This window comes from Archangium gephyra, assembly GCF_049060025.1.
Taxonomy (GTDB): domain Bacteria; phylum Myxococcota; class Myxococcia; order Myxococcales; family Myxococcaceae; genus Archangium; species Archangium gephyra_A.
On record NZ_JBMEQQ010000002.1, the window covers coordinates 4,814,164 to 4,833,968 of the forward strand.

Below are 19,805 nucleotides of genomic sequence, written 5' to 3' on the forward strand. Positions count from 1 at the left end.
GCGCCTCAGCGGTGGACGGACTTCATGCCCGCCTCGGGGTAGCGGGTGCCGGCCGCCGCGCCCTTGGGGGCGATGGCGTCGATCTCCCGCAGCTCCTCGGGGGAGAGCCGGAGGTCCGCCGCGGCGGTGTTCTCCTCGAGGTACTTCACGTGCTTGGTGCCGGGGATGGGGACGAGGTCCTTGCCCTGGGCCAGCACCCACGCGAGCGCGAGCTGCGAGGCCTTCACCTTCTTGCGCCCGGCCAGCTCGTTGATCTTGTCCACGAGCTGGAGGTTCTTGGCGAAGTTCTCGCCCTGGAAGCGCGGGTTGTGGCGGCGCCAGTCGTTGGGCTCGAGGTCCTCGAGGCGGCGGTAGCGACCGGTGAGGAAGCCGCGGCCCAGCGGGCTGTAGGGGACGAAGCCGATGCCCAGCTCGCGCACGGTGGGGAGCACCTCGTCCTCCGGATCCCTGCTCCAGAGCGAGTACTCGGTCTGGAGCGCGGAGATGGGGTGCACCTTGTGGGCGCGGCGGAGGGTGTCGGGCGCGGCCTCGGACATGCCGAGGTAGCGGACCTTGCCCTGCTTCACCAGTTGGGCCATGGCCCCCACGGTGTCCTCGATGGGGACGGTGGGGTCCACGCGATGCTGGTAGTAGAGGTCGATGTGGTCGACGCCCAGGCGCTTGAGTGAGTCATCACAGGCCTTGAGCACGTAGTCGGGCTTGCCGCTGATGCCGAGGAAGGAGCCATCCTCGGCGCGCACGTTGCCGAACTTGGTGGCGAGGATGACCTGGTCGCGCTTGCCGGCGATGGCCTTGCCCAGCAGCTTCTCGTTGGTGAACGGCCCGTACATGTCGGCCGTGTCGAAGAAGTTCACCCCGAGCTCCAGGGCCCGGTGGATGACGGAGATGGACTCCTTCTCGTCTCCCGAGCCGTAGAAGTCGCTCATTCCCATGCAGCCCAGGCCCAGGGCGGAGACCTTCAGCCCCTGCTTTCCGAGTGCCCTCTGCTCCATGACATCCCTCCTTGGTGGGTACGGGTGTGGCGGCCCTTGTTAATGGCCCGCACCGTCCGGGGCCAGGAGAACAACGGTGGGAAGCGTGCCCCTGTGTTCCCTTCGACAGGGGAAGTCCGCTACACCTGCGGCATGCCGTCCGAGCAACACAGAGCCGCCCTGGGAGTCGTCGCCCTGGTGCTCGTGTTCGCCCTGGCGGTGCCAGCATGGGCCGAGGTTCCCCGGCGGGCGGAGGTGATGTCGCTGGAGCCGCTCGTGGACCGCGTGGTCACCGGGCAGCTCGCGGCGTACCGGATTCCCGGAGCGACGGTGGCGGTGGTGCGGGATGGCCAGGTGGTGGCCCGGGGCTACGGCGACGCGGACGCCGGGAAGCACACGCCCGTGGTGGCGGACAAGACCCTCTTCCGCGTGGCCTCCCTGGGCAAGCTGTTCGTCTGGACGGCGGTGATGCAGCTCGCCGAGCGGGGGCGGATTGACCTGGACGCGGACGTCCACATGTACCTGGAGGACCTGCGGCTTCCGGGGGCGTACGACCGGCCCCTCACGCTCGCGCACCTGATGGCGCACGCGGGAGGTTTCGAGGTGCACGAGCGCCTCTGGCCGGAGGGCCCACCCCCCGGCACGCTGTTGGAGTACCTGCGGGAGCGCATGCCGGCCCGGGTGCGGCCGCCGGGTGAGCTTTCGGCGTACTCCGACTACGGAACGAGCCTGGCCGAGCACATCGTCGAGCGGGTGTCGGGCCGACCCTTCGAGCAATACCTCCGGGAGAACGTGCTGGAGCCGCTGGGGATGAGGCGCACCTTCTTCAGGAGGACGGTGCCGCCAGAGCTCGCCGCCGACATGGCGCTGGGACACACGCTCGAGAACGGAAGCCCGCGCGCCCAGCCCCTGGAGCAGGTGGTGGTGGCCTCCAGCGGCTCGCTGCTCACGACCGCCACGGACCTGGCGAGGTTCATGCTCGCGCACCTCCAGGGAGGGCAGCACGAGGGCCACCGCATCCTGCGCGAGGAGACGGTGCGGCGGATGCATTGCCAGCACTTCACGCATGATCCCCGGTTGAGCGGGTGGGCCCATGGCTTCATGGAGTTCCACCTCGATGGCCAGCGGCTCATCGGGCACCTGGGGGACGCGTACCTCTTCCACTCGCTGCTGGTGCTGATGCCCGAGCAGGGGACGGGGCTGTTCGTCTCGTACAACGGCCCGGGGGAGAAGGAAGGCGCGCAGCGGGCCCGGATGGAGCTGCTGCGCACCGTCCTCGCGCACGGCCCCCCTGCCCCGCCCTCGGACAAACCCGTGCCCCCGCGGGACTTCGCCGAGCGGGCGGCACGGTTCGCGGGGGGATATCAGACGACGTGGAGGGCCTACGGCACGGCGGAGTCCTCGCTGGGCTGGCGCCAGGAGATCCGCGTGCGAGACGGCAGAGATGGCACCCTGCACATCCGGGAGCCCGGGCACGCGCCTCGACGCTGGGTGGAGGTAGAGCCCCGCCTCTTCCGTCCGGCCGAGGACCCGGCCGCACCGGAGCGCGTGGCCTTCCGCGAGGACGCCGCGGGCCACATCACGCACCTCTTCTTCGAGAACCAGCCCGCGGCGGCGTACGAGCGGGTGCCCTGGTACGAGACGTCCGCCTTCACCTACGGGCTGCTCGCCGTGTGCGCCACGCTCTTCGCGCTGGCCGTGTTGGCGGGCGTCCTCCACCGGAGCCCGGCCACGGGGCTGCTGGCGGTCATCGGTCTGCTGCACCTGCTGTTCCTGAGCGGCTTCACGCTCCTGGTGCGCCACCACGTCGAACTGGTGGAGTACGGCGCCGCGCCCCGGCTGCTGGGAGTCTCGATGGCCTGCGCGCTCGGGGCGGCGGTGCTCACCCCGGGAGCCTTCGCCTGGAGTGCACGCGCCTGGTGGAAGCGCTCCGGGACGCTGGCCCTGCGCCTGTCCCTCACGGGAGCCACGCTGGCCGCGACGGCCTTCGCCGCCTGGCTCCACCACTGGCACCTGCTCGGATTCGGAGCCTGGCTGTTGGAGGCGGTTTTCTGAAAGACATTCACCGCCCCGGACTGCGCCGAGGCGGTGAATGCTGACACTCAATGGAGGTGAGGTCTCAGCTCAGCACGCGTAGGGACCGTCCACCGTCGAGCCCAGGTAATCCATCACATACACCGTGTTGGTGCACTGGTCGTACAGGGCATTGTAGTAGTCGGTCGCCACGTAATAGTTGCAGCTCGGGGAGTCGAAGTAGATGTAGTACGTCACGGAGTAGGTCGCGGGGAGGAAGCACGTATCCGCCGCGAGCGGGGACTCGCTGGAACGCAGCGCCGTGCCACGCTCCGCCTTGACGATGACGTGAGGCACCGCACCTTCCGGCACCTGGACCTTCCCCTCGCTGATCAGCTGCTGGAGACGCTCCTGGACGATGCTCTGGAGCTGCGCGCCACCCCGGGCACTGGTTCCATGGGCCTGCCCGAGCACGTCCTGCGCCTCGGGCGAGATCTCGACACGCGCGCTCTGGGTCTTGTTGTTCACCGACAACGCCACATCGAAGGACGAGTCCGGCTTGCCGGACGCCTTGTTCGAAGCCGCTTCCGCCACCGGACCGAAGGAAACGAGTGCCAGTGCGGCCATGAACAGCGCCAGAGCTGCACTTCTACCGCCTCGGATGAAGCTCATAGGGACTTCCTCTCGCTGGGGTACTGGGGTGGATGGGTTCACAAAAAGGGGCTTCGCGAATTCGAGCGAATTCCCCTCAAATGAATGGAGCCCGCGAGTTGGAAGATGATTCAGAGAATCTGCGGGGGGCCCCCGTGCGGCCCCCCCCAATGGCAGGCTGTCGAGCATCGAACAGCAATGACAAACACGCTCGAATTTTCCACGGCGCCCCTCGAGCGTGCGCTGCTACCCCGCGCGCGCCGCCGCCCGCGCCTTCTCCATCAAGCGCCGCAGGGGCGCCTCGTCCGCCCGCGCCAGCGCCTCGTCCCACGTCAGCCACTGCGCGCCCGAGGACTCACCCGGGTCATGCGCCAGTGACTCCGGGTCCTCCGCCACCACCAGGTAGCGCACGTCCAGGTGCACGTGCTCCGGCTCGGTCTTGCGCGCCGGAATGGTGTGGATGTCTACGTCCAGCGGCCTCGGCGCGCTCGCGTGCAGCCGCACCCGGCACCCCGTCTCCTCCCGCGCCTCGCGCAGCGCCGTGGTCTCCATGCTGCCCGCGTCCGCCTCCTCCGCGTGCCCGCCCGGCTGCAACCACCGCTTCAGCTTCCCATGGTGCACCATCACCACCCGCTCGCCCGCCGGATCCACCACCACCGCACTGCCGGTGAAGTGGCCCCGCTCCTGGGCCCGCGAGAAGGGCTTCTCCAGCTCCGTGGCCAGGGCGCGCATCCGCGCCAGGTCCTCCCGCTCCTTGTCGTCGGTGGGAACGTGGCGCGCCAGCAGCTCGTGCAGGGACGTCAGGGGGGTGGCCGTCAGGGGGGTGCTCATGGGCGGGCGCATTGTGCACTGATATATGGTCGCGTCCATGGCCCGCATCCTCGTCATCGACGACCACGACACCCTCCGCGAGGGCATGGCCGTCACCCTCACCCGCTCCGGCCACACCGTGACGGCCGCCCGCTCCGGCACCGACGGTGTCTCCGCCTACAAGAAGACGCCCTTCGACCTGGTCGTCACCGACCTGAAGATGGACGGCATGGACGGCATCGCCGTCACCCGGACGCTCAAGGCGCACGACCCGGCCGCCGTCGTCATGGTCGTCACCGCCTTCGGCACCATCGAGACGGCCGTGCAGGCCATGCAGCAGGGCGCCTACGACTTCATCACCAAGCCCTTCACCCCGGACGTGCTGCGCGCCAAGGTGGAGAAGGGCCTGGAGCTGTCCTCCGCCCGCCGCCAGGTGGAGCGCCTGTCCGCCCGCACCGAGGCGCTCGAGTCCGACGCCGCCCTCGCCCACGGCAACCTCATGGTGGGCGACAGCGAGCCCATGCAGCGGCTCGTCGGCATGGTGCGCAAGGCCGCCGCCACCGACGCCACCGTCTTCGTGCGCGGCGAGTCCGGCACCGGCAAGGGCTCGTGGCGCGCATGCTCCACCAGCTCTCCCCCCGCAAGGACGGGCCCTTCGTCGTCGTCCACTGCGCCGCCCTCGCCGAGACGCTCCTGGAGAGCGAGCTCTTCGGCCACGAGCGCGGCGCCTTCACCGGCGCCGTCAAGCGCAAGCTCGGCCGCTTCGAGCTCGCCGACGGCGGCACCCTCTTCCTCGACGAGATTGGTGAAATCCCCCACTCCGTCCAGACGAAGCTGCTGCGCGTGCTCCAGGAGAAGGAAATCCAACGCGTGGGCGGCGAGGAGACGCTCAAGGTGGACGTGCGCGTGGTGAGCGCCACCCACCGCGACCTCCAGGCCGAGGTGAAGGCCGGCCGCTTCCGCGAGGACCTCTACTACCGGCTGCACATCGTCCCCCTGCAGATTCCGCCCCTGCGCGAGCGCCCCGAGGACATCACCGCGCTGGCCCGTCACTTCGTGGCCAAGCATTCCCCCCGGGTGAACAAGCGGGTGAAGGCCCTGGAGGACACCGCCCTGCGCGCGCTGGCCCGCTACGCCTGGCCCGGCAACGTGCGCGAGCTGGAGAACGTCATCGAGCAGTCGCTCGTCTTCGCCGAGGGCGAGACGCTCGCCGCGACGGACCTGCCCACGCACCTCACCGGCACCCCGCCCCGGGCCGACTCCGGCCTGCCCGTGCCCATGGGGGACCGGCCCCTGCCCGACATCCTCGAGGACCTCGAGCGCCAGCTCATCGCCCGCGCCTACGAGAAGGCCGGCGGCGTGAAGACGGAGACGGCCCGGCTGTTGGGCATCAAAACGTCCGCGCTCTACTACAAGCTGGAGAAGTACGGCTTCATCGCCAGGAGCGAGCGCCCCGAGGAGAACTGAGCCGGCCCCCGCGGGCCGGAATCCAGCGGGTGGCGGAGCGCCGCGTCCGGCTGTAGAAAAGAAACCGCCCCCTCGAAAATCTACCGCCTCCCCGCTCCCATCGTGGTTTTCCGTCATTCCCCCTCAGCAACCCTGGCCCGGCCGTGCGCGAAGTCCGCGGAACCTCTCGGGTTTTGTGGGCAAGGAAACGCCCGGACGGGGATTGGCCCTGGCATCCGGCTTGCTGTTAGGACGGGATTGATGAAGCGCGTCCTGCTCCCCCTCCTGCTGTGTCTCACCCTGGGTGCACCCGTGTGGGCGGCCTCGGGAGTGGACTCGCTGCGGCTCGAGGCCCGCACGGCGCGCGGCCAGGTGCGAGACCTGAGAGACCGGCAGCAGGTGCTGCGCGCGGAGCTCAACACCCTGGCCGGACGCATCGAGCAGCTCAAGTCCGAGCAGAAGGGCCGGCTGGTGGCGGGCCCGGAGCTGGAGACGGCGCTGCGGCAGTCGCAGGAGCTGTCCGGCCAGCTCTCCGGGCTGGCCCAGTCGCTCGCCGGGGCCGAGACCGAGGCGGAGCGCCGCAACCTGGCGCTGCACACGGCGCTCTCCGACGAGCTGGCCCGGGTGCGCGCCGCGTGGGACGCCACCCCGGACCGCGAGGCCCGCTCCAAGCTGATTGCCCGCATGCGCGACCTGCGCACCGAGCGCGATGCACTGCGCTCCGCGCTGCCCGCCTCCCAGGTGCCGGCATTCGACCGCCGCGAGTCCAGCGACGACCCGGAGGACTTGCTGGAGCAGGCGGACGTGCTGCGCGACTCCGAGGACAAGGTGCGCCAGCGCCTCCAGGCCCTGCGCGGCCGCATCACCGAGGTGCGCGAGGAGCGCGAGCTGGACCGGCGCATGAGCGACTTCCTCGGTGAGGAGTCCATGTTCGACGAGCAGGACCGGCAGATGCGCCTGCGCTTCGACTCCTCCACGAAGTCCATCTCGGTGGAGGCTTCCCAGCGCAGCGGCGGAGGCCTGTTCAACCGCTCGCCGCAGGAGGGCGTCTCGGCGGGGGGCGCGCAGGCGGACCCGCCGCCGCCGTACACCTCCGGCGGAGGCAGTCCGGTACCAGGGGCGCCGGGAGGCGGCGGAGGGACGGGCTCGCCGGACATGGGAGGAGGCCTGGAGCCGGTGGAGCAGGTCGCGCCCATCTACCGTGCCTCCGACGCCCGGCCCCAGGTGGGCACGGTGCGTGCCCAGGCGCTCGCCAGCGGCAACCCGGAGGACCTGCGGAGCCTGGAGGCGGAGGCGGCCCGGCTCGAGTCGCTCGCCCGCGAGCTGGACTCCCGCGCGGGCTCGCTGGAGCGCCGGGCCCGCGAGCTGCGCTAGTCCAGCAGCCGCACCTGCACGTCCAGCTTCACGTCCACCTGCAGACGCACTTCCTTCGAGGGCTTGCGGCCCTTGCCTCGCACGCTGATGCTCATGGAGGGCGCGGTGATGAAGGGCTGCAGCTCCGCGCCCGTCACGTCCAGCACCAGGACCGGGTTGGGCGCCTTGAGGTTCAGCGAGGCGATGTTCCGCTTGGAGGCCACCAGCACCTCCTGGTCCCCCGCCTTCGCGTAGAACTCCAGCGTGTCGAGGAAGGAGAAGTCCTGGTCCGCCGGAGAGAGCACCTTGAGGCTCAGCGACTGCAGCCTCGCGGAGGACACCTGCTCCTTGGTGACGCCCTGGTTCTTGAAGTCCTGGTTCTGGTCGAAGTCGAGGCTGGAGAAGCTGCCGATGGCCGGAAACGCGTCGAGGACGGTGGAGATGCCCGTTGGATCTCCGGCCACGGTCGTCTCGCCCTTCACCTCCGCGGTGAAGCCGGGGGGAGCGCAGGCCGCGAGCCAGAGCAGGGCACACACGGGGAGTACGGATGTGAGTCGCATGGCACCCACTCTACCGATCGTCCGGGCACGCAGTCATCGCCCCGCCCGGCAGGCTGCCCTCTCGTGGACAGGGCATGCGGCCATGGCAGGGAGTATGTTGCGCCCGTTGAAACGGCTCCTCTCCGCGCTCGTGGTGTTTCCCCTGGCGCTCGCCGGTGGCGCGCATGCCGCCGACGTGGAGGGACAGCTGCGCGTGGCGGGCCGGCTGATGCTGGACGGCAACGCGCCGCGTGACTTCAGCCAGGGCGAGAAGCGTCCGGACACCCTGGACACGGTATTCGGCCTGCTCGCCACGGGAGAGGGCCGCTACACCGCGGACCGCTGGCAGCTCGTGGGCCGCTACGACGGCGGCGGCCGCAAGTACGTGGCCTTTGCCGGCGAGGACGTGCTGGTACAGGCCGCCGCGCTGGAGGGCTCGTTCGCCGTGGGAGAGACGGTGGGGGTGGGCGTGGAGGGGCGCGCCAAGGACCGGCGGGGCGGCAGCCGCGCGTACACGGACCTGGCGGCGTCCGTCTTCCTCGAGCATGCCCCGGATGCCCGGCTCTCCCTGCGCGTGCGCGCCGGAGCGCACCGCTTCCTCTACCGCCCCAACTTCTCCGCCAGCTTCGGCAGCCCCGAGGTGGGCTTCCTCGCGCGCTATCGCCTGGACAGGCGGCATGCCTTCACCGTCACCGGGGAGTACGGCCAACGCCGCTTCAGCTCCTCCGTGAGGTACCCGCCGGACAGCTCGCCGCAGCAGTGGACGGGGCGGCGCCAGGACGGCGTGCTGATGGCGAGCGCGGGCTACAGCTACAAGGGCCCGCTGGCGCTGGGGCTGACCTACTCGTACCTGGAGACCAGCTCCAACAGCTATGGCGAGTCCGTCCAACGCCACCGGCTGAGCGGCACCGCGGGGGTGCGGCTGCCCTGGAAGCTGACGCTGATGGCCCAGGGCGCGCTGGGCCTCAACCTCTACCCGGACGGCGTCTTCCTCTCGCCGGAGATCACCCTGCTCGACGACGACGAGGGGCAGCACATGCTGTCGCTGAAGCTGGCCCGGCCCCTGAGCGAGCGGGTGGATGTGGAGCTGTCGTTCGCGATGTACGGCACCGAGCTGTCGCGCAACGGCCTCTTCTACTTCCGCCAGGTGGGGGGCGTGGGCCTCACCTGGCGGCCGTAAACGGGCCTCAGTCCAGGCCGGACAGCCGCTCGTCGATCTCCTCGGCGAGGCTGGCGTGGCTCTGGGCGAGCGCCGTGTCGCGGGCGCGGGTGAGCACCTCGCGGGCCTGCTGCGTCTGTCCCGCCCCGGTGTAGGCGTCCCCCAGGGACACCATGGCCGCGGCGTAACTCGGGTCCAACCGCACCGCCGTCTCCAGGGCCTGGGCCGCCTCGGCGTACTGCCTCAGCTCCAAATAGGCCTTTCCCAGGGAGAAGTGCGCCATGGGCGCGTCGGGAAACTCGGCCGCCATCTGCTTGAACTGCTCCAACCGGGCGTTGCTCATGGGGCGGTGATAGAGGAGAGGCATGTCCGTTGCCAAGGAAGACGTGCGCTCCCTCGCCGAGGCCGCCCGGGCGGCCTCCCGTGTGCTCGCCACCGCCCCCACCGGCCAGAAGGATGAGGCCCTGCGGGCCATGGCGCGCCACCTGCGCGAAGCCCTCCCCACCCTGCTCGCCGCCAACGAGGCGGACATGGCCGCCGCGCGGGCCTCCGGCAAGGGAGGGGCCTTCCTGGACCGGTTGCTGCTGGACGCCTCGCGGGTGGAGGGCATGGCCCGGGCGGTGGAGTCGGTGGCGGGCCTGAAGGACCCGGTGGGCGAGGTGACGGAGGAGTGGGACCGGCCCAACGGCCTGCACGTGCGCAAGGTGCGGCTGCCGCTGGGAGTGGTGTTGATGATCTACGAGGCCCGCCCCAACGTGACGAGCGACGCGGCGGCGCTGTGCCTCAAGAGCGGCAACGCGGCACTGCTGCGCGGGGGGAGCGAGGCGGCACGCTCCAACACGGCCATCGCCTCGGCGCTGGCGGCGGGCGTCACCGAGGCGGGACTGCCGGCCGCGTGCATCCAGCCGGTGCCCCCGGGCGAGCGCGAGACGCTGCTGGAGCTGCTGAAGCTGGAGGGGCTGATTGACCTGTGCATCCCCCGAGGGGGCGAGGGCCTCATCCGCTTCGTGGCGGAGAACGCGCGGATTCCGGTGGTGAAGCACTACAAGGGTGTATGCCACGTGTACGTGCACGCGGCGGCGGACCTGGACATGGCCACGCGAATCGCGGTGAACGCGAAGACGAGCCGCCCGGGGGTGTGCAACGCCGCCGAGTGCCTGTTGGTGGACCGGGCGGTGGCGGAGCGCTTCCTGCCCCAGGCGGGCCGGGAGCTGGTGGCGAAGGGGGTGGAGCTGCGGGGGGACGCGGCCACGGTGGAGGTGCTCTCCCGGGCCGGGGTGGCGGTGACCCCGGCCTCGGAGGACGACTGGGGGCGGGAGTTCCTGGACCTCATCCTGGCGGTGAGGGTGGTGGACGGGCTGGACGCGGCGCTGGGACACATCGCCCGGTACGGAAGCGAACACACGGAGGCCATCGTCACCTCGGACGAGGCGGTGGCGGGCCGTTTCACCCGGGAGGCCCAGGCGAGCGCGGTGGCGTGGAACGCCTCCACCCGCTTCAACGACGGGGGCGAGCTGGGGCTGGGGGCGGAGATCGGGATTTCCACCAGCCGACTGCACGCTTTTGGGCCCATGGGGTTGCGAGAGTTGACCAGCCAGAAGTACGTCATTCTGGGACAGGGGCAGGTGCGCTAGGGTGCCCCGGACACGTATGGCGACCAAGAAGAAGACGACCACGAAGAAGGCAGCGGCCAAGAAGAAGAGCGCGACGTCGCTCACCGCACGCACCAAGACCGCGGCGAAGAAGGGAGCAGCCAAGAAGCTGCCCGCGCGGAAGAAGACCACCAAGAAGAAGGCGCTTTCGCCCGGAGGCGCGGCCGTCGGCGCTCCCGCGGAGAACCCGCGCGCCCATGGGCTGGCGCGCAAGATTGGCACCCTGCTGTCGGACAAGAAGGGATTGGACATCGTCATCCTCGACGTGCGCGGGATGACGTCCTACGCGGACTACTTCGTGGTGGCCTCGGGCGAGAGCGACCGGCAGGTGTCGGCCATGGCCGAGCACGTGCTGGTGAAGCTCAAGGAGACGGAGAACCTGCGCCCCATCGGCCACGAGGGCATGGACACCGGCCAGTGGGTGCTGCTGGACTTCGGCGAGGTGGTGGCCCACCTCTTCTTCTCCGAGGCGCGCTCGCACTATGACCTCGAGGGCCTCTGGGCCGACGCGTCGCGGGAGAAGGTGGCCTGAAGGTCCGGCTCCTCTCCATCGGCAAGGACCGCTCGGGCCTGTATGAGCCCGCGGTCCAGGAGTACGCCTCGCGCCTGGCCCACTACACCCGCTTCGAGCTGCTGGAGCTGCCCGAGGCGGGTGGGAAGAAGGGCAAGGCGCCGGATGCCAAGGCCGCCGAGGCCGAGGCCATCCTCGCGCGCCGCAAGCCGCAGGATCTGATTGTCGCGCTCGACGAGCGGGGCAAGCTGCTGGACTCGGTGGAATTCAGCCGGTACGTGGGCCGGGCCCAGGATGGCGCGAAGGATCTGCTGCTCGTCATCGGCGGGGACGAGGGCCTGGACGACCGGGTGAGACAATCCGCGGACCTGGTGCTCTCGCTGTCGAAGATGACGCTGCCGCACCGGCTGGCGCGGGTGGTGCTGGTGGAGCAGCTCTACCGCGCCTTCACGATTCTCAAGGGCGAGCCCTACCACAAGTAGGCGGGCAGCCGTCCGGGCGGTGCCGTCAGGCAGCGGACGGCACGCGCGTCCGAGGGGACATGAATTCCCCCACCCCTCACGTCCGTGTCATCGCCTCGCCCCACTCGTGGGTGGAGGGTGAAGCCGTCCGCCAACTCGAGGCCGCCTCGCGGCTTCCCGGCATGCGCTCCGCCGTGGGCCTTCCGGATCTGCACCCGGGCAAGGGCGCTCCCGTGGGCGCCGCGTTCGCATCCGAAGGTCTCTTCTATCCCTTCCTCGTCGGCAACGACATCGGCTGTGGGATGGGCCTGTGGGAGTTGGATCTCCCCGCGCGCAAGGCGAAGCCGGAGCGATGGGCGGCGCGCCTGGACCTGGAGGGACCGTGGGAGGGCGACACGGACGCGGTCCTGGCCAGCATGGGCGTGAAGCCCTGCGGCTTCGAGGCGGCGCTCGGCACGGTGGGGGGCGGCAACCACTTCGCCGAGGTGCAACGGGTGGACGCGGTGCACGACGCGGAGACCTTCACCGCCTTGGGGCTGGAGACGGCCCGGCTCCTGCTGCTGGTGCACTCCGGCTCCCGGGGACTGGGCGAGGCCATCCTCCGGGCCCACGTGGACCGGCATGGCACCGGGAGCCTCGTGGAGGACTCGGACGAGGCGCGGCTGTACCTCTCGCGGCATGACCACGCAGTGTCCTGGGCGCGGGCCAATCGCGCCACCATCGCCGGAAGGATGATGCAGGGCATCGCGGCGGGGGGACGGCGGGTGCTCGATGTCTGCCACAACAGCGTCACCCCCCAGCAGCACGAGGGACACACCTGCTGGCTGCACCGCAAGGGCGCGGCGCCCTCGGACCAGGGGCCGGTGGTGATTCCCGGCAGCCGAGGCTCGCTGAGCTACCTGGTGCTGCCGCTGGGCGACGGCGCGGGCCATGCCTACAGCCTGGCGCACGGGGCCGGCCGCAAGTGGACGCGCACCAGTGCCCGCGAGCGCATGCGCGAGCGCTTCACCCCCGAGGCCCTCACCCGCACCTCCTTCAAGAGCCACGTCATCTGCGAGGACCGGGACCTGCTCTTCGAGGAGGCTCCTCCGGCGTACAAGGCCATCGACCGCGTGGTGCAGGACCTCGTGGACGCGGGGCTCGTCCGGGTGGTGGCGACGCTCGCGCCCGTGCTCACCTACAAGACGCGCACCCGGCGCGAGTAGGGTAGAGTCCCGGCCCCCCATGTCCCCGCTCCCGCGTCTGCTCCTGCTCGTGGTGATGACGTGTGTCACTGGCCTCGGGTGCACGCGCACCACGCCCTCCTTCTGCGGCCAGCCCGATGATCCCCGGTGCCCCGAGGGCTCGGTGTGCATGGAGGAGCGCTGCATCCCCAGGGACGAGCTGCCGGCCTGTGCCGCCGGCCAGACACGCTGTGAGGCGGCATGCGTGGACACGCGCGGCGACGCCAACCACTGCGGCACCTGCGGCACGGCCTGCGAGGACGGACAGGTGTGCAGCCGGGGCCGGTGCACGGACGCCTGTGCCGCCGGGCTGACGCAGTGCGAGCGCGGCTGCGTGGCGCTCGAGACGAGCACGGCGAGCTGTGGCACCTGCGGCGCGGCCTGTGGCTCCCGTGAGTCCTGCGCTGCGGGCTCCTGCGCCTGCGAGCCCCCGCTGACCGCCTGCGATGGCGCGTGCACGGACCTCGGCTCGGACGGCAACCACTGCGGCGCTTGCGGCAACGCGTGCGGCGCGGGCCTGTGCCAGGACGGCGAATGCGTGGACGCGTGTGACCCGGGCCTGCGCCGCTGCGGCCAGGGCTGCGTGGACGTGCAGTCCGACGCCTTCCACTGCGGCACCTGCGGCACGGCCTGCGGCTCCAACGAGGTGTGCGTGGGAGGCCGCTGCCGCCTCGACTGCCCCGTGGGCAGCGTCGAGTGTGACGGCACCTGCGCCAACCTCACGAGCGACGCACGCCACTGCGGCACCTGTGGCAACGCCTGCACTTCGGGCCAGGTGTGCACCCGGGGCGCGTGTGCCTGTCCGTCCGGCCAGGCCGAGTGCGATGGCCAGTGCGTGGACCTGCGCACGAGCACGCAGCACTGCGGTGCCTGCGGCCGAGCCTGCGCCGTGGACGAGACGTGCACCAACAGCCGCTGCCAGTGCGCCGAGCCCCTCGTCTTCTGCGGGAGCGGCTGCGTGGACGTACGCTCGGACGCGAACAACTGTGGCACCTGCGGCCGGGTCTGCGGCAGCGGGCTGGTGTGCTCGGCCGGGCTCTGCGCCCTCCCGTGAGCCGTGGGGCCCACCAGCCGAGCGCCCGCGCACCCTGCCCCTACCCCACTCCACCTCCGGAAACCCACCCTTAGGTTTCCGGCATGAAGCCCGCGCACAAGATCCTCCTCTGCATCCTCGATGGCTGGGGCGTCCGCAAGGAACGCGACGACAACGCCATCGCCCTCGCCGGCACGCCCCACCTCGACGCGCTCACGAACGGCACTCCCTACACGGAGCTGCAGACGTCCGGGCTGGCCGTCGGTCTCCCCGAGGGGCAGATGGGCAACTCCGAGGTGGGCCACACCAACATCGGCGCCGGCCGCATCGTCTACCAGGACCTGGTGCGCATCAACCGGGCGAGCGAGTCCGGAGAAGCTCGCCGCCAACCCCGTCATCCGCGCCGCGTTCGACAAGGCCAAGGCGGAGGGCAAGGCCGTCCACCTGCTCGGGCTGGTGTCCCCCGGCGGCGTGCACTCGTCGATGGAGCACCTCTACAGCCTCCTCAAGGCGGCGCACGAGCGGGGCGTCCCCCACGTCTACGTCCACGCCTTCACCGACGGACGCGACACCCCGCCCCAGAGCGGGCTCGGCTACGTGGAGGAACTGGAGAAGTTCCTGCGCGAGACGCGCACCGGACAGATCGCCACCGTGGGCGGGCGCTACTACGGCATGGACCGCGACAAGCGGTGGGACCGGGTGCAGCTCGCCTACGAGGCCATCGTCCACGCCAAGGGCCCCAAGGCCCCCGATGCGCTCTCCGCCATCCGCGCCTCCTACGCGGAGAAGGTGACGGACGAGTTCATCAAACCCACCATCATCGCCCACGGCGACGGCACCCCGGTGGGCCGCATCCGCGATGGCGACGTGGTGCTGTTCTTCAACTTCCGCGCGGACCGTGCCCGCGAGCTGACGCGCGCGCTCGCCTTCGACGACTTCAAGGAGTTCGACCGGGGCGGCCTGCACCTGGGCATGTACGTGTGCCTGACCCAGTACGACGAGACGTTCGGCCTGCCGGTGGCGTTCGCGCCCGACCAGCCGAGTGAGATCTTCCCCGAGGCCATCGCGCACGCGGGCTGGCGCCAGTTCCGCACCGCGGAGACCGAGAAGTACGCGCACGTCACCTTCTTCTTCAACGGGGGCCGCGAGGTGGTGTACCCGGGCGAGGACCGGCACCTGGTGCCCTCGCCGCGCGACGTGAAGACGTACGACCTCAAGCCCGAGATGAGCGCGCGCGAGGTGTCCCTGGAGCTGGTGCGGCGCATCGAATCGGGGGCCTACGACTTCGCGCTGGTGAACTTCGCCAACCCGGACATGGTGGGCCACACGGGCCTGCTGGAACCGGCCATGAGGGCCGTCACCACGGTGGACGAGTGCCTCGGGCAACTGGGGCAGGCCTGCGCCCGGCACGGCTGGGTGCTGGCCATCTCCGCGGACCACGGCAACTGCGAGCAGATGCGCGACCCGGCCACCGGAGAGCCCCACACGGCGCACACGCTCAACCCGGTGCCCTTCCACCTCATCCATCCGGACTTCCGGGGGCAGAAGCTGCGCCCCGGCATCCTCGCGGACATCGCTCCCACGCTGCTCCAGGTCATGGGACTGCCCAAGCCGTCCGAGATGAATCGGCTGGGCTTGCTCCCCTGAGCCTGTGGCGGATCGCCGCACCCACCCAGAATGCCGCACCCCTCGGTGCCCACCCCTGGGGCGAAACGCCACACCCGCGCCCCCCGCCTCCCCGGGAGGCACGGTGGCATGCGCCTCGCAATGCCATGGGCCGTTCCGCACGCGAGGTCCGCATGATGAAGGCGCAAGGCATGGGAGGGTCGTTCACGGTGCTCGAAAGCCGCGCCGAGCGCGCGGAGGCCATCCGCAAGCGGCTGCTGAGGGCCGAGGCCGAGCTGTCCGAGCGGGAGAGCCGCCACTACACCACCCTGCTGGAGGAGACCGTGCGGCAGCGCACCTGCGAGCTGGAGCTGGCCAACGCCCGGCTCCAGGAGAGCCTGAAGCAGCTCCAGGCCGCGCAGGCGCAGCTGCTCTTCGCCGACCGGCTCGCGACCATCGGCCAGCTCGCGGCGGGCCTGGGGCACGAGATCAACAACCCGCTCGCCTTCATCGTCGGCAACCTCGACTACGTGCAGCAGCAGCTCCTGCGCACGGGGGGCGCCACCACGCCGGAGGAGCAGCAGGAGATGATCGAGGCCATCGCCGAGGCCCGCGACGGCGCCGAGCGCGTCAGCCTCATCGTGCGTGACCTCAAGGTGCTCTCCCACCCCAACGACATGGAGCGCGGTCCCGTGGATGTCGTGGCCAGCCTCCGCGGCGCGGTGAAGGTGGCGGCGTACGAGCTGCGCGACCGGGCCCGCCTGGTGGAATCGCTGGAGGCGGTACCTCGAGTCCATGCGCACAAGGCGCGCCTGTGCCAGGTGTTCCTCAACCTGCTCATCAACGCGGCCCATTCCATCTCGCCGGGGCAGACGGCACGGAACGAGATCCGTATCTCCACCCGGATGGCCGGCCCCCACCAGGTCGCCGTGGAGGTGAGTGACACGGGCTGCGGCATCCCGGCGGAGAACCTGGAGCGCATCTTCAACCCGTTCTTCACCACCAAGCCGGTCGGCGTGGGCACGGGCCTGGGGCTCTCGGTGTGCCACGGCATCATCACCGCGCTGGGCGGGGAGATCTCCGTCCGGAGCGAGGTGGGCCAGGGCACCACCTTCCGCGTGAGCCTCCCCATCTACGAGGCCTGCTCCGCCCAGGAGGACCTCACCGCCCGCGCCGCCTGACCCCAGGCCCTGACGGCGCTCAGGGGCAGGCCAGCACCCGGCCCTACTTCGCCGGGCCGCCCGTCGGCTCCACCGCCTTGGCGGCGAGCCCCATCTCCACGTCGATAGCCACCTGGGGCTCGTCCTTCACCAGGTGGTAGAACTGCTCGCGGAAGGCCTCGGGCGTGAGGCGGGCGGCCGCGGCGAACCGGGCCAGCTCCTCCGGCTGCTCGAAGTCCTGCCGCTTGAGCCGCAGCATGAAGCTCCGGGCGATCTTGTAGCGGTCCGAGTCCACGTCCACCAGCCGCACCCGGGGCCGCCCCGTGGACGGGTCCTTCATGTCCTGGAAGGAGATGGGCTGGAAGCGCCCGTTGACGATGGAGACCACCGCCTCGGTGCCGCCCTCGATGATGTAGCGGGCCGCGCAGTAGCCGAGGTCGCGCGTGTACTCCATGTCGAAGGGAATGGGGTCCGCGCAGCGCACCTCGTACCCGATGTACTTGGTGATGAGCGTGGCCTTGATGCCCAGGCCGGCGAGCCGCTCCTTCACCGCCTTCTCGAGCACCTCGCCCAGGTTGATCTCCGCCACGTGGATGTTGCCCATGTGGTCCCGGGGGATCTCCGTGTGCCTGGCCAGATCCTCCGGATCGATGCAGTCCGCGAGGCCCTCGGCCAGCATGACGATGCCGTCCTGGCGGCCGTAGCCCAGCCGCTTGATGACCGAGCCCGCGAGGATGTCCACCACGGTGTTGAACGCGACGGGGCACCCCTTCTGGAACTCCTCGGGGATGATGGTGTTGGTGGCGCCCACGGCCTTGCCGATGGAGAGGGCCAGGTGCCCCGCCTTGCGGCCCTGGGCCACGACGAAGTACCAGCGGTGGGTCGTCTTCGCGTCCACCATCAGGTTCTTGACGATCTCCACCCCGACGTGGCGCGCGGTCTGGAACCCGAAGGTGCTCACGTCGTAGGGCAGGTCGATGTCGTTGTCGATCGTCTTGGGGACGTGGACCACACGGATGCTGCCCCGGGTCTTCTCCGAGATGATCTGCGCGAGCGTCGCGGTGCCATCCCCGCCGATGGTGATGAGCATGCCCACGTCGAGCTTCTGGAGCGCGTCGAGCGTGCGCTGGAAGTGCTCGGGGGAGCGGGTGGGGTTGGCCCGGGAGATGCCGATGTACGAGCCGCCGCGGAAGTGGATGCGGCTGGTGTCATCGATGGAGAGGGGAACGACGTGGGACAAGTCCCCCTCGGAGATCCACTTGAAACCATCCTGGATGCCGAGCACGTCCACACCCGAGAGGCGGGCGCGGATGGTGGCCGCTCCAATCACGCTGTTGATGCCCGGAGCAGGTCCTCCGGCGACGACGATGGCGAGCTTCTTCATGGGTCCATCCAAGCCGAAGACTTCTTCCAGGTCCAGACAACCTTCCCGGCCCCCGTCCATCCGTATTAACTCCCGCACCGTGATCCCCTCGCTCCTCGAGCTCCTCTATCCGCCCGCGTGCATCGCCTGCGCGAAGGTGATGCCCGTGCGCGCGGCCTTCTGCGAGACGTGTGACCTCGCCGTGGAGCGGCTCCCGCCCTCGCGCTGCCGCACCTGCGCCGAGCCCGGCACCTTCCCCCGCGACACCTGCCCGCGCTGCCACCTCTCGCCCCCGCCGTTCACCCGGGCCGCGGCGCCCTTCGCCCACGAGGGCCCCGTCGCCCGCGCCATCCACCGCTTCAAGTACGAGGACCACCCGGAGCTTCGCCCCCGCCCTCGCGGAGCTGCTCGCCTCCGAGTGCCGCCAGTTCCTCGAGCAGGCCCCCGCCGTGCTCGTCGCGCTCCCGCTCCACGACCAGCGCTTCCGCGAGCGCAAGTACGACCAGACGCAATTGCTGGCGGGTGAGCTGGCCCGCGCCACCGGCCGCGAGGCACCCGTGGGCCTGCTCAACCGGGCCCGGGAGACCCGGCGTCAGGTGGGCCTGTCCGAGGCCGAGCGCGCCCAGAACGTGGCCGGGGCCTTCACCGCGGCTCCCTCCGTGGCCGGCCGGGAGTTCCTCCTCGTGGATGACGTGCTCACCACCGGGGCCACCGTCCGCGCCGCCGCCGCCGCGCTCCGGGAGGCGGGGGCCAGCCGTGTCGAGGTCATCACCCTCGCCCGGGCCTTCTCCCTGGCCTGAGCGGCCGGTAGGGCTATGCCGTTTCGGGCTGCTCTCCTGAAGGGGCCTCATTCAAGGGATTGATCTTCACTTCGAATTCGGGGAAGCGGGCAACGAGCTCCAGCTTTCCACCCAGCGCCTCCACGAACTTGTAGAGCGTGCTCAACCGCATGTCGCCCCGCCCCTCGACCTTCGACACGCTGGCTTGTTGGATCTCCAAGGCATGGGCGAGCTCTTCCTGGGTGATGCGCCTCATCTCTCGGAGCCTCTTGAGGGAGATCTCCCGGAGCGGCACCGTGTGCTGAGCGCGTTCCAACACATCCTCGAGCCGCTCCAGGACGCTCTCCTCGGTGGGATAGACCTCATCCGGCCCTGTGCCGTATCCCTCGATGGGCCCCGCTGAGATGCCGAACCCCTTCCCAGGCCGCCATTCCACGACAGCGGTGCGACCCTCGAACTCGACATCCAGGAAGGAGGATCCACTCGGCTGCTCGGCCATATCCTCGGTGAACCGCCACCGGGGAAAGCGCGCCTGAACTTGCTTCGCCAGCGACGAAATCGGATTCATTGCTCCCACACTCCTTTTCCGTCCACACCGGGTTTGCGGAAGAGAACCGCGGCGTTGCCGACCGCTTGGATTTCGATGGAGCCGTTGGCCCCGATGAAGGTGTTGTGGCCCCGGCTGCGGAGTCGCTTGACGGAAGGGTGCCCCGGCACCGTTCGGGCATTGTCGGGTTGCACCGGGTACATCCGCCCATCGGTCTCCCAAGTCTCCGGGTTGAAGGGGATGGACGTCATCTCGTCCTCCACTGCATTCAGGGTGTCATCCAGTTGTTGCTTGGCCTCCGCGAAGCTGGCCGCGGGCGCCAATGCACCCAGCCTCTTGATGAACTCCTGAATCCGTTGGGTCTTGGTGTGCTCCATTCCTTCTGAGGAATATAGCTCTTGCGGAATGTCCCTGCATGCTTACGCTCGCCTGTCTCGGGGCATGGTTGCTTGTCTGTTGTCCCGACTGGAGTCCCTACCGGCGATCAGTTGGAGGCCCCCCCATTTCCCAAAGGACACGTCCTGAAGGC

20 protein-coding genes and 2 pseudogenes are annotated in these 19,805 nt (G+C 70.2%); 14 read left to right on the forward strand and 8 right to left on the reverse strand.

Going from position 1 to position 19,805, the window contains the following annotated elements:
• Positions 1-5: 5 nt before the first annotated feature.
• On the reverse strand, positions 6-992 hold the full coding sequence (locus ACN28I_RS20920; protein WP_420943733.1) for an aldo/keto reductase: 987 nt from the start codon (positions 990-992) through the stop codon (positions 6-8).
• A 93-nt stretch (positions 993-1,085) separates the two neighbouring features.
• Between ACN28I_RS20920 and ACN28I_RS20925 the strand changes: the two genes are divergently transcribed.
• Positions 1,086-3,026, forward strand: coding sequence for a serine hydrolase domain-containing protein (locus ACN28I_RS20925; RefSeq protein ID WP_420943734.1), 1,941 nt, complete (start codon positions 1,086-1,088; stop codon positions 3,024-3,026).
• A gap of 69 nt (positions 3,027-3,095) precedes the next feature.
• On the opposite strand, the gene ACN28I_RS20930 is transcribed toward ACN28I_RS20925, so the two are convergent.
• Positions 3,096-3,656 carry a hypothetical protein gene (locus ACN28I_RS20930; RefSeq protein WP_420943735.1) on the reverse strand — a complete coding sequence of 187 codons (561 nt, stop codon included), beginning with the start codon at positions 3,654-3,656 and terminating at the stop codon, positions 3,096-3,098.
• 225 nt (positions 3,657-3,881) lie between these two features.
• Positions 3,882-4,466, reverse strand: coding sequence for an NUDIX hydrolase (locus tag ACN28I_RS20935; RefSeq protein ID WP_420943736.1), 585 nt, complete (start codon positions 4,464-4,466; stop codon positions 3,882-3,884).
• Positions 4,467-4,503: 37 nt separating this feature from the next.
• On the opposite strand from ACN28I_RS20935, the pseudogene ACN28I_RS20940 reads away from it, so the two are divergent.
• Both ACN28I_RS20940 and ACN28I_RS20945 read left to right on the forward strand, forming a co-directional pair.
• Positions 4,504-5,912: pseudogene (locus ACN28I_RS20940) on the forward strand (sigma-54-dependent transcriptional regulator).
• Positions 5,913-6,152: 240 nt separating this feature from the next.
• Complete coding sequence (locus tag ACN28I_RS20945; RefSeq protein WP_420943737.1) at positions 6,153-7,265, forward strand: TetR family transcriptional regulator; 1,113 nt, start codon at positions 6,153-6,155, stop codon at positions 7,263-7,265.
• On the opposite strand, the gene ACN28I_RS20950 is transcribed toward ACN28I_RS20945, so the two are convergent.
• The gene (locus ACN28I_RS20950) at positions 7,262-7,804 is read right to left on the reverse strand and encodes a hypothetical protein (RefSeq protein ID WP_420943738.1); all 543 of its coding nucleotides are present in this window, start codon (positions 7,802-7,804) and stop codon (positions 7,262-7,264) included. The genes ACN28I_RS20945 and ACN28I_RS20950 overlap by 4 nt on opposite strands.
• A 106-nt stretch (positions 7,805-7,910) precedes the next feature.
• Between ACN28I_RS20950 and ACN28I_RS20955 the strand changes: the two genes are divergently transcribed.
• Positions 7,911-8,963 carry a hypothetical protein gene (locus tag ACN28I_RS20955; protein WP_420943739.1) on the forward strand — a complete coding sequence of 351 codons (1,053 nt, stop codon included), beginning with the start codon at positions 7,911-7,913 and terminating at the stop codon, positions 8,961-8,963.
• A 7-nt stretch (positions 8,964-8,970) separates the two neighbouring features.
• Here ACN28I_RS20955 and ACN28I_RS20960 read toward each other — a convergent pair whose 3' ends face one another.
• Positions 8,971-9,309 carry a tetratricopeptide repeat protein gene (locus ACN28I_RS20960; protein ID WP_420943740.1) on the reverse strand — a complete coding sequence of 113 codons (339 nt, stop codon included), beginning with the start codon at positions 9,307-9,309 and terminating at the stop codon, positions 8,971-8,973.
• Between ACN28I_RS20960 and ACN28I_RS20965 the strand changes: the two genes are divergently transcribed.
• The 8 genes and pseudogenes from ACN28I_RS20965 to ACN28I_RS21000 all read left to right on the forward strand — a co-directional run bounded on the left by ACN28I_RS20965 (position 9,308) and on the right by ACN28I_RS21000 (position 16,608).
• A complete protein-coding gene (locus ACN28I_RS20965; protein WP_420943741.1) occupies positions 9,308-10,576 on the forward strand; it encodes a glutamate-5-semialdehyde dehydrogenase in 1,269 nt (422 codons plus the stop codon). The genes ACN28I_RS20960 and ACN28I_RS20965 overlap by 2 nt on opposite strands.
• Positions 10,577-10,592: 16 nt before the next feature.
• Positions 10,593-11,126, forward strand: coding sequence for a ribosome silencing factor (gene rsfS, locus ACN28I_RS20970; protein ID WP_420943742.1), 534 nt, complete (start codon positions 10,593-10,595; stop codon positions 11,124-11,126).
• Complete coding sequence (locus tag ACN28I_RS20975) at positions 11,123-11,587, forward strand: 23S rRNA (pseudouridine(1915)-N(3))-methyltransferase RlmH (RefSeq protein WP_420948684.1); 465 nt, start codon at positions 11,123-11,125, stop codon at positions 11,585-11,587. Before rsfS ends, ACN28I_RS20975 begins: the two co-directional genes overlap by 4 nt.
• A gap of 59 nt (positions 11,588-11,646) precedes the next feature.
• Positions 11,647-12,771, forward strand: coding sequence for an RNA ligase RtcB family protein (locus ACN28I_RS20980; protein ID WP_420943743.1), 1,125 nt, complete (start codon positions 11,647-11,649; stop codon positions 12,769-12,771).
• Between the two features lie 19 nt (positions 12,772-12,790).
• Complete coding sequence (locus ACN28I_RS20985; RefSeq protein ID WP_420943744.1) at positions 12,791-13,843, forward strand: MXAN_6577-like cysteine-rich protein; 1,053 nt, start codon at positions 12,791-12,793, stop codon at positions 13,841-13,843.
• Between the two features lie 83 nt (positions 13,844-13,926).
• Positions 13,927-14,331 (forward strand): annotated as a pseudogene (locus ACN28I_RS20990) (hypothetical protein); the annotation flags it as partial.
• On the forward strand, positions 14,219-15,469 hold the full coding sequence (gene gpmI / locus ACN28I_RS20995) for a 2,3-bisphosphoglycerate-independent phosphoglycerate mutase (RefSeq protein WP_420948685.1): 1,251 nt from the start codon (positions 14,219-14,221) through the stop codon (positions 15,467-15,469). The pseudogene ACN28I_RS20990 and the gene gpmI, both read left to right, overlap by 113 nt.
• A 152-nt stretch (positions 15,470-15,621) precedes the next feature.
• Complete coding sequence (locus tag ACN28I_RS21000) at positions 15,622-16,608, forward strand: sensor histidine kinase (RefSeq protein WP_420943745.1); 987 nt, start codon at positions 15,622-15,624, stop codon at positions 16,606-16,608.
• A 43-nt stretch (positions 16,609-16,651) separates the two neighbouring features.
• Here the strand turns inward: ACN28I_RS21000 and pfp are convergent, their stop codons facing one another.
• On the reverse strand, positions 16,652-17,971 hold the full coding sequence (gene pfp / locus ACN28I_RS21005; RefSeq protein ID WP_420943746.1) for a diphosphate--fructose-6-phosphate 1-phosphotransferase: 1,320 nt from the start codon (positions 17,969-17,971) through the stop codon (positions 16,652-16,654).
• A 139-nt stretch (positions 17,972-18,110) separates the two neighbouring features.
• Here pfp and ACN28I_RS21010 point away from each other — a divergent pair, with 139 nt between their 5' ends.
• Both ACN28I_RS21010 and ACN28I_RS21015 read left to right on the forward strand, forming a co-directional pair.
• Positions 18,111-18,476 (forward strand): hypothetical protein, encoded by a 366-nt coding sequence (locus ACN28I_RS21010; RefSeq protein ID WP_420948686.1) that lies wholly within the window; start codon positions 18,111-18,113, stop codon positions 18,474-18,476.
• Positions 18,400-18,750, forward strand: a complete 351-nt coding sequence (locus ACN28I_RS21015) for a ComF family protein (RefSeq protein WP_420943747.1) — start codon at positions 18,400-18,402, stop codon at positions 18,748-18,750. Before ACN28I_RS21010 ends, ACN28I_RS21015 begins: the two co-directional genes overlap by 77 nt.
• A gap of 13 nt (positions 18,751-18,763) precedes the next feature.
• On the opposite strand, the gene ACN28I_RS21020 is transcribed toward ACN28I_RS21015, so the two are convergent.
• Positions 18,764-19,228: a helix-turn-helix transcriptional regulator gene (locus ACN28I_RS21020; RefSeq protein ID WP_420943748.1), complete on the reverse strand. Its 465-nt coding sequence runs from the start codon at positions 19,226-19,228 to the stop codon at positions 18,764-18,766.
• A gap of 65 nt (positions 19,229-19,293) precedes the next feature.
• Complete coding sequence (locus ACN28I_RS21025; RefSeq protein WP_420943749.1) at positions 19,294-19,653, reverse strand: hypothetical protein; 360 nt, start codon at positions 19,651-19,653, stop codon at positions 19,294-19,296.
• Positions 19,654-19,805: the final 152 nt, after the last annotated feature.